Annotated in this window: 7 protein-coding genes, 1 tRNA gene and 1 pseudogene; 3 read left to right on the top strand and 6 right to left on the bottom strand. The window is 62.2% G+C overall.

Features of this window, described 5'->3' with window-relative positions:
* Positions 1–80: 80 nt before the first annotated feature.
* From ACQ4WO_RS04860 to ACQ4WO_RS04840, 5 genes are all read right to left on the bottom strand, one after another.
* Positions 81–157, bottom strand: a tRNA-Pro gene (locus ACQ4WO_RS04860).
* Positions 158–259: 102 nt separating this feature from the next.
* Positions 260–874 (bottom strand): TetR/AcrR family transcriptional regulator, encoded by a 615-nt coding sequence (locus ACQ4WO_RS04855; protein WP_436480437.1) that lies wholly within the window; start codon positions 872–874, stop codon positions 260–262.
* Between the two features lie 68 nt (positions 875–942).
* On the bottom strand, positions 943–2,391 hold the full coding sequence (gene adeC / locus ACQ4WO_RS04850; RefSeq protein WP_436480436.1) for an AdeC/AdeK/OprM family multidrug efflux complex outer membrane factor: 1,449 nt from the start codon (positions 2,389–2,391) through the stop codon (positions 943–945).
* Between the two features lies 1 nt (position 2,392).
* On the bottom strand, positions 2,393–5,557 hold the full coding sequence (locus tag ACQ4WO_RS04845) for an efflux RND transporter permease subunit (protein ID WP_436480435.1): 3,165 nt from the start codon (positions 5,555–5,557) through the stop codon (positions 2,393–2,395).
* 15 nt (positions 5,558–5,572) lie between these two features.
* On the bottom strand, positions 5,573–6,793 hold the full coding sequence (locus ACQ4WO_RS04840; RefSeq protein ID WP_072452525.1) for an efflux RND transporter periplasmic adaptor subunit: 1,221 nt from the start codon (positions 6,791–6,793) through the stop codon (positions 5,573–5,575).
* 473 nt (positions 6,794–7,266) lie between these two features.
* On the opposite strand from ACQ4WO_RS04840, the gene ACQ4WO_RS04835 reads away from it, so the two are divergent.
* The 3 genes and pseudogenes from ACQ4WO_RS04835 to ACQ4WO_RS04825 form a co-directional block, all read left to right on the top strand.
* The gene (locus tag ACQ4WO_RS04835) at positions 7,267–8,754 is read left to right on the top strand and encodes an ATPase domain-containing protein (RefSeq protein WP_436480644.1); all 1,488 of its coding nucleotides are present in this window, start codon (positions 7,267–7,269) and stop codon (positions 8,752–8,754) included.
* Positions 8,754–9,977: a sensor histidine kinase gene (locus ACQ4WO_RS04830; protein WP_436480434.1), complete on the top strand. Its 1,224-nt coding sequence runs from the start codon at positions 8,754–8,756 to the stop codon at positions 9,975–9,977. Before ACQ4WO_RS04835 ends, ACQ4WO_RS04830 begins: the two co-directional genes overlap by 1 nt.
* An 18-nt stretch (positions 9,978–9,995) precedes the next feature.
* A pseudogene (locus ACQ4WO_RS04825) lies at positions 9,996–10,286 on the top strand (response regulator); the annotation flags it as partial.
* A 7-nt stretch (positions 10,287–10,293) separates the two neighbouring features.
* Here the strand turns inward: ACQ4WO_RS04825 and ACQ4WO_RS04820 are convergent.
* Positions 10,294–12,180 (bottom strand): MFS transporter, encoded by a 1,887-nt coding sequence (locus tag ACQ4WO_RS04820; RefSeq protein WP_436480433.1) that lies wholly within the window; start codon positions 12,178–12,180, stop codon positions 10,294–10,296.
* Between the last annotated feature and the right edge of the window lie 5 nt (positions 12,181–12,185).

The following is a 12,185-nucleotide window of genomic DNA, read 5'->3' as shown; positions in this document are numbered from 1 at the left end:
CCCAGCACCGATATTATACAAAAGTATAATATACAGTGCTGGGTTTCTATACAGCTTTCGCTGTAACTCCTTGAATCTAATGGTCGGGGCGAGAAGATTCGAACTTCCGACCCCATGCACCCCATGCATGTACGCTACCAGGCTGCGCTACGCCCCGACGAGGTGGGAATTATAGCAGACGCTTTTAGGTTTTTGCCATGCTTTGCGCATGATTCATATCGAACTGCGCAAACTTTTTTGCATGCCCCGGCCAGGCGCCCTATTCGCTCAGCAGCAGCGCCGTCAGGACGATGCGGAAACCGGCGATCAGGGGCTCGACCTTCATGTGCGGATTGTGCACCAGACGCACGGGCAAGCCCTGGTACATGGCGATCATGGCGTTCAGGCGCCCTTCGAGCATCTCTTCGTCGGCCGGCAGGCCGCGCTTGATGCGCGCTTCACGGATGATCGTCAGGAACAGGGCGCGCGAACGCCGGTCGGCACAATGCAGCATTTCGGCAATGGCGGGATTGCGCGACGCCTCGGCAAAAATTTCCAGCGGCATCACCCACGTTTTCGGGTCCAGGCTTTCCAGCACGTGCTCGCCCGCATTGTCGATCACGGACTGCAGCGGATCTTCGCGCTGCGCCAGATCCTGCATCAGGTTCGACACCCGCTCGGTGTTCTTCATGACGAAGGCGGCGATGATCGCATCCTTGCTGTCAAAATAATTATAGATGTGGCCCGCGCTCATGCCGGCCGCTTTCGATATCTCGGCCATGCTGGCGCCGTGAAAGCCGCGGCGGCTGAAACAGCTTTCGGCCGCATCGAGCACCTGCTTGCGCCGCGTGTTGGCGCGCTCGGGGTCCGGATGCTTCTTTTCAACTTGGTTCATGATTTTCCAGTAGCGCGCCGGCCCTGCCCCTGCGGACAAGGGCAAGGCCGGCGTCGGCGTCCCTGTGGTTATTGGGCGCCGCCAGCCGCCGCGACGGCTGTCTGCTCAGGCTGCCAACCGCCGCCCAGTACCTTGTACAAGGTTACCAGGTTGGTCGACTTGGCCAGGCGCGCCGTGATCAGGCTTTGCTGCGCCGTGTACAGCGCGCGCTGGGCCACCAGGGCGTTCAGGTAGGACTCGGCGCCCTGCTTGTAACGCGCGTCGTGGATGGTGTAGCTCTTCGTCGACGCCTCGACCAGCGAGACCTGCGACTGCAGGCGCTCGTCGATGGTGCCGCGCTGGGCCAGCGCATCGGACACTTCACGGAAGGCGACCTGGATCGCCTTTTCGTATTGCGCCACGGAGATTTCACGCTGCACCTTGGCGATATCGAGGTTGGCGCGGTTCACGCCGCCATCGAAGATCGGCAAGCTGATCTGCGGCAGGAAACTCCACGTGCCGCTGCCGCCCTTGAACAGGCCGGACAGGTTGTCGCTGACCGAACCCGCCGTCGCCGTGAGCGAAATGCGCGGGAAGAAAGCCGCGCGCGCCGCGCCGATGTTGGCGTTGGCAGCGCGCAAGGTGCGCTCGGCCGCCAGCACGTCGGGACGGCGTTGCAGCACGTCCGACGGCACGCCGGACGGAATGTCCGCCAGGGCCGTCACGGCGCCGAACTCGGCTTGCGGCAGCAGGTCGGCCGGCACGGGGCCGCCCACCAGCAGCACCAGCGCGTTCTGGTCGAGCGCCACCTGGCTCGTGTAGACGGCTACGTCGGAACGGGCCGATTCCACGCTGGTCTGGGCATCGTACTTGTCCAGGCCCGACGTGGCGCCCGCACTGAAGCGCCGCACGGCCAGGTCATACGACGACTGCTGGCTCTTCAAGGTGTCTTGCGCCACGCGCAGGCGCTGCTGGTCGGCCACCAGGTTCAGATAGGTGCTGGCCACTTCGGCCACCAGGCTGATCTGCTGTGCACGGCGTGCTTCTTCCGTGCTCAGGTATTGTTCCAGCGCGCTGTCGGACAGGCTGCGCACGCGGCCGAAGAAGTCCAGCTCGTACGCCGACACGCCCAGGTTCGCCGTGTACTGGCGGTTGATGGACGCTTCGCCCGTCGGGCTGGCGTTTTTCGAGATGCGCGTGGCCGACTGGCCGCCCGAGGCCGACAGGGTCGGGATCAGGGCGGCGCGTTCGATGCCGTAGGTGGCGCGCGCCTTCTCGATGTTCAGGATCGAGACGCGCAGGTCACGGTTGTTGGCCAGCGCCAGTTCCAGTACCTGGCGCAAACGCGCATCGGCAAAGAACTCGCGCCAGGCGACGTCCGCCACCGGCTTGGCGTCGGCGGCGGCCGTGTCGGCCTTGTAGGAAGGACCGGTCGGCCACGCCGTGGGCGCCGGCGCTGCCGGACGCTCGTACGTGGGAGCCAGGCTGCAACCGGCCAGCAAGGCCAGTGCCGCCATGGAGAGTAGCGTTTTTTTCATATTAATGCGCATCCTTAGAAAGCGTGACGGCTGGCGAACCAGGCGCCGCCGGCGTGGTGGGCGCGTCCGACTTCGAGAAGAAGCCGCGCACCAGCACGAAGAACACCGGCACGAAGAAGATACCGAGGAACGTGGCCGTCAACATACCGCCCAGCACGCCGATACCGATGGCGTTCTGGCTGCCGGAACCGGCGCCGCTGGAAATGGCCAGTGGCAGCACGCCCAGACCGAAAGCGATCGAGGTCATCAGAATCGGACGCAGACGCAGACGCACCGCATGCAAGGTCGCGTCCAGCAGCGACATGCCCGATTCCTGCATTTCCTTGGCGAATTCGACGATCAGAATCGCATTCTTCGCCGACAGACCCACCACCGTGAGCAAGCCCACCTGGAAGTACACGTCGTTCGACAGGCCGAAGAACCAGGTGCCCAGCACGGCACCGATGACGCCCAGCGGCACGACCAGCAGCACCGAGAAAGGAATCGACCAGCTTTCATACAGCGCAGCGAGGCACAGGAAGACGATCAGCAGCGACAGCGCGTACAGCTGCGGCGTCTGCGAACCGGATTCGCGCTCTTCCAGCGACACGCCGGTCCAGCTCATGCCGATGCCTGGTGGCAGCTTGGCCACCATTTCTTCCATCGCGTTCATGGCGGCGCCCGTGCTCTGGCCCGGCGCCGGCGTACCGAGGATCTCTACCGACGGCAAGCCGTTGTAGCGTTCCAGGCGCGGCGAAGCGTAGATCCACTTGCCCGTGGCGAAGGCCGAGAACGGCACCATCTGTCCAGCGGTATTGCGCACGAACCACTTGTTCAAGTCTTCCGGCAGCATGCGCGATTCGGCATTACCTTGCATGAACACTTTCTTCACGCGGCCGCGGTCGAGGAAGTCGTTCACATACGAACTACCCCAGCCCACGCTCAGCACGCGGTTGATTTCCGAGATCTGCAGGCCCAGCGCGGTAGCTTTCTGCTGGTCGATGTCGATCTTGTACTGCGGCGTATCTTCCTGGCCGTTCGGACGCACGCCGACCATGGCAGGATTTTGCGACGCCATGCCCAGCAACTGGTTACGCGCCGCCATCAGGGCGTCATGGCCGACACCGCCGATATCTTGCAGCTGCATGTCGAAACCGGTGGCGTTACCCAGTTCCAGCACGGCAGGCGGGGCGAACGTGAACACCATCGCATCCTTGATCTGCAACAACTTGCCCATGGCGCGGCCGGCCACGGCCGGCGCTTTTTGCGCCACGTCCTTGCGCAGCGACCAGTCTTTCAGGCGCACGAAAGCGATACCCGTATTCTGGCCGTTACCGCCGAAGCTGAAACCTGCCACGGCAAACACGGAAGCGACGTTGTCTTTCTCGCTGTTCATGAAGTGGTCTTCGACCTGCTCGATCACTTTCAGGGTGCGCTCTTGCGTGGCGCCCGTCGGCAATTGAATCTGCGTAAACAGGATGCCCTGGTCTTCTTCCGGCAGGAAGGAGGTCGGCAGGCGCATGAAGACGAATACCAGGCCAGCCAGCAGGATGACGTACAACAGCATCGAGCGGGCGCGGTGACGGATCATGCTGCCAACCCAGCCCTGGTATTTGTTGCTGCTGCTATCGAAGCTGCGGTTGAACCAGCCGAAGAAACCCTTGTTCGTTGCGTGATGGCCCTTTTCGACCGGTTTCAGCAAGGTCGCGCACAAGGCTGGCGTAAACACCAGCGCAACGACGACGGACAGCACCATCGACGAGACGATCGTGATCGAGAACTGGCGGTAAATCACGCCCGTCGAACCGCCGAAGAAGGCCATCGGCACGAATACGGCCGACAGCACCATGGCGATACCGACCAGCGCGCCCGTGATCTGCGTCATGGACTTGCGCGTCGCTTCCAGCGGCGACAAGCCCTCTTCGCTCATCACGCGCTCGACGTTTTCCACCACCACGATCGCATCATCGACCAGCAGGCCGATGGCCAGCACCATGGCGAACATGGTCAGGGTATTGATCGAATAGCCGAACGCATTCAGGATGCCGAAGGTACCGAGCAGCACGACCGGCACGGCCATGGTCGGGATCAGGGTGGCGCGGAAGTTTTGCAGGAACAGATACATCACCAGGAATACCAGGATGACGGCTTCGATCAGGGTTTTCACCACTTCTTCGATCGATAGTTTCACGAACGGCGTGGTGTCGAACGCCACCTGGTAGCTCATGCCTTCAGGGAATTGCTTGCTCAGGTTGCCCAGCATGGCTTTCGCCGCATTGGCCGTATCGAGCGCATTGGCGCCCGTCGCCAGCTTGATCGCCACGCCGGTCGCCGCATGGCCGTTGTAGCGGGCCACGGTGTTGTAGTTCTCGCGGCCCAGTTCCATGCTGGCCACATCCTTCAGGTGCACCATGGCGCCCTCGGTGGTGGTTTTCAGCAAGATGGCGCCGAACTGCTCCACCGTTTGCAAGCGGCTTTGCGCCGAGACGGTGGCGTTCAGCTGCTGGCCCTTGACGGACGGCGTGCCGCCCAGTTCACCGGCCGACACTTCCGCATTCTGCGCCTGCACGGCCGTGATCACGTCCGCCGGGGTCAGATTGAAGCTTTGCAGCTTGGCCGGATCGAGCCAGATACGCATGGCGTACTGCGAACCGAACAGCGTCACGTCGCCCACGCCCGGCACGCGGCTGAGCGGATCGACGACGTTGGCGGCCACATAGTCGCTCAAGTCGGTTTGGTCCATCTTGCCGTTTTCGGAAATGAAGCCGAACACCATCAGGAAGTTCTTCGTCGCTTTCGACACGACAAGACCCTGCTGCGTGACAGCCGTCGGCAGCAGTGGCGTGGCCAGCTGCAGCTTGTTCTGTACTTGCACCTGGGCGATGTCGGGATTGGTGCCGCTGGTAAACGTCAGCGTGATGCTGATGCCGCCAGTCGCATCGCTCGACGAAGACATGTAGCGCAAGCCGTCGATACCCTTCATCTTTTGTTCGATGACCTGGGTGACCGCATCTTCCACGGTCTTGGCGGAGGCGCCAGGATAGGAGCCGCTGATCGAAATCGACGGAGGAGCAATGCTCGGGTACTGCGCGATCGGCAGGCTGAGGATCGAAATCACGCCGGCAAGCATGATGACGATCGCGACCACCCAGGCAAAAATCGGGCGGTCAATGAAAAAACGGGCCATTAATATTCTCCTGAATTAGTGGGCGCTGGCAGCCGATGCTGCGGCAGAAGCGGCAGCGGCGGGCGCAGGTGCAGGAGCGGCTTCGGCCTTGGCCGGTACGGCAACGGCTGGGGCGCCTGGCTTGACTTTTTGCAAGCCTTCCACGATCACGCGGTCGCCTGCGGCCAGGCCGGACGTCACCAGCCAGTTGGTGCCGACGGTGCCGCTGGTGGTCAGCACGCGCTGCTCGACCTTGTTTTCCTTGTTCAGGATCATGGCCGTGGCCTGGCCCTTCTGGTTGCGCGTCACGCCCACTTGCGGCACGGTAATGGCTTTCTCATCGACGCCCGTTTCCAGCTGCGCACGCACGTACATACCTGGCAGCAATTCGCCTTTCGGGTTCGGGAACAGCGCGCGCAAGATCACGTTGCCGGTGGTCGGATCGACCGTCACGCCGGAAAACTGCAGCTTGCCCGATTCGCCGTACTTGCTGCCGTCCGGCAAGATCAAATCGACCTTGGCCTGGCCTTCGCCCACTTTCTTTAGCGAGCCGTCGGCCATCTGGCGCTTCAGGCGCAGCAGGTCGGTGCTCGACTGGGTCACGTCGACATAGATCGGGTCGAGTTGCTGCACGGTGGTCAGCGCCTCGGCCTGGCCGGCCGTCACCAGCGCGCCGGCCGTCACGGTCGAGCGGCTGGTGCGGCCGCTGATCGGCGCCGTCACGGTGCTGTAACGCAGGTTGATGTTGGCCGATTCCAGCGCAGCGGTGGCGGACTCGACGTCTGCCTTGGCTTGCTCGAACGCAGCGACGGCATCATCGTATTCCTGGCGGCTCACGCCTTCGATGGCGACCAGTTCCTTGTAGCGCGACGCTTTCGGACCGGCCGTCAGCAGATTGGCCTTGGCTTTCGACAACGCGGCCTTGGCCGAATTGGCGGCCGCCTGGTATGTGGCGGAATCGATCTGGTACAGGGCCGTGCCCGCTTTCACGTCGCTACCCTCGACGAACAGGCGCTTCTGGATCAAGCCGCCGACTTGCGGGCGCACATCGGCGACCTGGTAGGCATTGGTACGGCCGGGCAATTCGGCGCTCATCGGCAACGCGGCCGGATTAACAGTAAACACGACCACCTGTGGCGCTTGCTGCGCGTGAGGTGCTTCCTGTTTTTTACTGCAGCCGGCCATGATTACAGTGGCGCACAGAACGGCAATAGCGCCGCTCGTACGCGGCGACGTCAAGGAAAAGGTTGGTTGCATCTTGGACTTTCTGAAAAAGAAGCTGGCTAGTGTCGTTAGAGTGACTAAATTTATTAACGCAGATCAAAGAATGAACGATCATTCTAAAATCGTCAAGCGTCGTTACAATTGAAACATAGCATTTTTTGACGCGACTTAATTATTAAATTCACAACATTTGAAGCTCAACTACAAGGAGATACCGGCTGGCTCACGCCCAAGGCTGGCTGGCGAAGGCAAGAACGGCAAGGCAGAAAGTGGCATTACTTTAGTTTGGAGCAATCACTGTAGCAGGGTAAAGCATTCTCTGCAGAATCTGCCGACATGCGCGCAACAGCCATCCTGGCAAACCTCAGGCGATCCGGTCCATTGCATGATTATTTATTAATGGTATCGAAAAGACATGGCAAAAAAAGCTGCGCTACTATGTCTCTCCATGGCGATATTCGGCAGAGGTGCGATCATGACGACACAGGACAGCAGGCCCCCGCAGGATAGCGCCGCACACGTCTCCCCCCCCCCCGCTGCTGTCGACCGGGGTGGCCGGGCTCGATGCAGTGCTGATGGGCGGCTTGCTGGCGGAACGCCTGTACATCATCGAAGGCGAGGCGGGAGCGGGCAAAACCACGCTGGCCCTGCAATTCCTGGCCGAAGGCGTGCGCCTGGGCGAGCCGGTGCTGTATATCGCGCTGGCCGAATCGGAAACCGAATTGCGCGGCGCCGCCCTGTCGCACGACTGGAACCTGTCCGGCATCGCCATCGAGGAAGTCGCGCCGCTGGACGACATGCTGGACCCGGAACGCCAGTACACCATCTTCCATCCGTCCGATATCGAACTGGCCTCGACCAACTTGCGCATCCTGGCGGCAATAGAAAAGCACCGGCCGGCCAGGCTGGTGCTCGATTCGCTGTCCGAGCTACAGCTATTGGTGGAAAATCCCCTGCGCTACCGGCGTCATATCGTCGCCATCAAACAATATCTGTCCAGCCGGCACTGCACCACCTTGCTGATCGATGACCGCTATCCCCGCAACGACTTGCTGCAGGTACGCAGCGTGGCCCATTGCGTCATTTCGCTGGAATTGCACAATCAAACCTATGGCAATGACAGGCGGCGGCTGCGCGTGGTGAAATACCGGGGCGTCTCGTTTCGCGGCGGCGCCCACGATTACAAGATCAGCCAAGAGGGCCTGGTCGTCTTCCCGCGCCTGGTGGCGGCCGAGTCGCGCCGCGATGCGGACGCGCTGATCCTGTCGAGCGGCTTGCCGGCACTCGACACCATGCTCGGCGGCGGCCTGGAGGAAGGCATGAGCGCGCTGATCTCAGGGCCGGCCGGCAGCGGCAAGTCCACGCTGGCAACGCAATTCGTGCACGCGGCCGTCTCGCGCGGCCAACCGTGCGCCATGCTGCTGTTCGAGGAAGGACATGGCAAGCTGCTGCGCCGTGCCCAGGCTGTCGGCATGGCACTCGATGCCGCGCTCGACAACGGTCTGCTCTCGATACAGCAAGCCGATCCGGCCGAACTGACACCGGGGGAGTTTTCCCACGCCGTCATGCGGGCGGTGGAACGGGGCGCGCGCGTGATCGTCATCGATAGCCTGAACGGCTACATGAATGCCGTACCCGACGAGCGCTTCCAGAGCACCTACCTGCATGAACTGCTCAACTACCTGAACCATTGTGGCGTGCTGACCCTGCTCGTGGGCGTACAGCAGAACATGCTGGGCACGGCCATGAGCACCTCGGCCGATGCCAGCTATCTGGCGGACAGCATCATCATGCTGCGCTACTACGAATCGGAAGGCGAATTGCTGCAGGCGATCTCGATTTTCAAGACGCGCGGCAGCAACCATAATCGCAGCATACGCGGTTTCAGCATCGGCCCGCAAGGCATCTATATCGGTCCGGCCCTGGCCGGCTTTCATGGCATCCTGTCGGGCTTGCCGACCATTGAAGGTCCGGCGCCAACCCAGGAGGGATGATGGAACTGCGCATCCTGATCTACGCACCGGCCGGCCAGGATGCGGCGCTGGCAAGCCGTGTCCTGGCCAGCGGCGCCATCCACAGCTACGCTTGCCGCAGCGCCCAGGAACTGGCGCAGCAACTTGCCCTGGGCGCGGGCGGCGTGCTGACGGTCGATGAAGCGCTGCAAGAGGATGCCTGCATGGTGCTCGACGACTATGTGCGCCAGCAGGCAGGCTGGTCCGATCTGCCCATCACCCTGCTTACGCATCCGGGCCAGGATTCGCTGCCCCTGCGTCAGGCCATCTCGCCCCTGGGCAACCTGACCTTGCTGGAACGCCCCATCCACACCCTGACCCTGATCACGTCCGCCCATGCCATGCTGCGCGCGCGGCGGCGCCAGTACCAGGTACGCGAAGCGCAACGGCGCAGGAATGAATTCCTGGCCAGCCTGGGCCATGAACTGCGCAATCCGCTGGCGCCCATCAAAGCCTCGGCAGCGCTGCTCGGCCATCTGCAACCGGGATCGGAAAAGCTGGTCCGGCTGCAGCACGTGATAGAACGCCAGGTAACGCACCTGACCCGGCTGGTAGATGATTTGCTGGATGCGGCGCGCATCAGCAGCGGCAAGATCGAACTGCAGCGCCAGGACATCGTCTTGAGCGCCGTCATCGGCCACGTGGCCGAATTGTCGCAGCAGGCGGCATTGGCCAAGCACATCCACATCACGTATGACTTGTCGCAACAAGAGATAGGCTTGCATGCCGACTATGCGCGCACCGTGCAACTGCTGTCGAACGTTCTCGTCAATGCCGTCAAGTTCACGCCAAAAGCGGGCCACATCCAGGTATCGGCCAGGCACGAAGGCGGCGTGCTCGAAGTGCGCATCCGCAATGATGGCATCGGTCTCGACGCGCAAGCCATACCAAACATCTTTTCCCTGTTTGAACAGGGCAACACCGTCACGGGCCAGCTCAAAAGCGGGCTGGGCATAGGCCTCAGCCTGTCGCGCCAGTTTGTCGAAATGCATGATGGCAGCATCACCGCCGTCAGTGCCGGCAGTGGCAAGGGCAGCGCATTTATCATCCGCCTGCCGGCAGCGGCACTGGCACCGCAGCCGGCCGCCGCGGAAACCACCGTTGCCGAGGCTGCGGCGACAACGCGCATCCGCGCGCTGGTGATGGACGACAACTGCGATGCGGCCGATGCCCTGTGCGCCTTGCTGGCGATGGAGGGGCACTAGGCAGAGGCCGTCTATGACGGGCCATCCGCGCTGGCCGCGCTCGACAGCGCCAGCACCAGGCCCGACCTGATCGTGATGGACTTGGGCATACCGGAGATGGACGGCTATGAAACCGCGCGCCGGATCCGCGAACGCCAGGGCACGGAACACATATTAATGGTCGCGCTGACGGGCTGGGGCCAGAACGATGCCCGGCTGCGCGCCCTGGAGGCGGGCTTTGACGAGCACCTGATCAAGCCCGCCGATGTAGAGGGCATCATCGCCCTCATCCAGCAGCACTTTTACGGCGCCGCCAGAGGCGATTATTAACGCACCATTACTTCCACTTGCCGCGCAGCTCCTGCACTTTCTGCTGCAGCAATTCCGGCGTCGCTTCCTCGGGCGGCACCGGCACGCCCACGGCCAGCGACAGGCGCGAGCGCAAGCCCGCCTTGAAGGTGCGCTCGAACAAATGGCCATTGCGGTGACTCAATAAATGTCCCCACAAGCCGCGCAGCGCCAGCGGAATCACGGGCACCTTGCTGCGCTCGACGATTTTGGCGATGCCGCCCTTGAATTCGCTGATCTGGCCCGTGCGTGTCAGCTTGCCTTCCGGGAAGATGCACACGAGCTCGCCCTCATGCAGCGCTTGCGCGATATCGATGAAGGCCTTTTCCATCAGGAAAGGATCTTCCTTGGCGGGCGCGATGGGGATCGCCTTGGCCGTGCGGAAGATCCAGCCCATCAGCGGCATTTTGAAGATGCGGTGATCCATGACGAAACGGATGGGACGGGGGCTGGCCGCCATGATGACGATGGCGTCCACATAGCTCACATGGTTGCATACCAGCACGGCTGCCCCTTCCGTGGGAATGCGCTCGCCATCGACCACCTTGACCCTGTGCACGGTCTGGATGAGTATCCACGCGAGGAAACGCATGAGGAATTCCGGCACCAGCGAGAAGATGTAGGCGGCCACCAGCGCATTCAAAATGGCCGTGACAAGGAACAACTGCGGGATGGTAAAGCCTTGGCCCAGCAGTACGATGGCCACGCCGGCGGCCGCCACCATGAACAGCGCGTTAAGGATGTTCATGCCGGCGATCGTGCGCGAAATGTGTTTCGGGTCGCAGCGCGTCTGGATCAGGGCGAACAGGGGCACGATGAAAAAGCCGCCGAACACGCCGATCATGACGATATCGATCAGGATGCGCGGCACGCCCGCCTGACTGACAAAGGCCAGCGCATCGACCACTTGCGTATTCGCATACGCATTGCTGGCGAAATACAGGTCGATGCCGAACAGCGACAGGCCAATGGAGCCGAACGGCACCAGGCCGATCTCGATCTTGTGGCCGGACAACCTTTCGCACAGCAGGGAACCCGTGCCGATGCCGACGGAAAACACGGTCAGCAGCAGCACGAACACGCTGTGGTCGCCATGCAGGAAATCCTTCGAGTAGACGGGGAACTGGGCCAGGATCAGGGCGCCATAAAACCAGAACCAGGAATTGCCCAGCATGGCCAGGAAGACGGGACGGTTCTTGCGCGAGAAATTCAGGTTGCGGAACGATTCGGCGACAAAATTCAGGCTCACCTTCAAGTCCGGTTCCGGTGCGGGCGTGCGCGGCACACGGTAGCTGGCGATCAGGCCGAACACGGCCACGGCGATCGTCGCGCCGGCCACCAGTTCCACGCCCAGCGGCTTGTGCACGATCAGCACGGCGCCGAGGATTTCACCCAGCAAGATGCCGACAAACGTCCCCATCTCGATCAGGCCATTGCCGCCGACCAATTCCTCGGGCTTGAGCTGCTGCGGCAGGTATGCATACTTGACGGGGCCGAACAGGGTCGAATGCACGCCCATGCCGACGACGGCGGCCACCAGCAGCCACAGGGTGTGCGTCATCCAGCCGGCGGCGGCCACCGCCATGATGGCCAGTTCCATCCATTTCACGAAGCGGGCCAGGCCCGCCTTTTCGAACTTGTCGGCCAGCTGGCCGGCCGTGGCCGAGAACACGACATACGGCAGGATGAACAGGCCGGGAATCAGGTTGGTGATGGTGGACGGGTCGAGCGTGGTCCAGCTCAGCGCATCGTAGGCGAGAATCACCATCAGGGCCGTCTTGAACAGATTGTCGTTGAAGGCGCCAAAGAACTGGGTCCAGAAGAAGGGCCCGAAACGGCGCTGCGACAATAAGGAAAACTGGCTGCTTTGACTCATGGCAT

Source organism: Janthinobacterium aestuarii, assembly GCF_051380835.1.
Lineage (GTDB): Bacteria > Pseudomonadota > Gammaproteobacteria > Burkholderiales > Burkholderiaceae_D > Janthinobacterium > Janthinobacterium aestuarii.
Note: the sequence above shows the minus strand (reverse complement) of the source record. Positions and strands in the feature narration are given on the sequence as shown.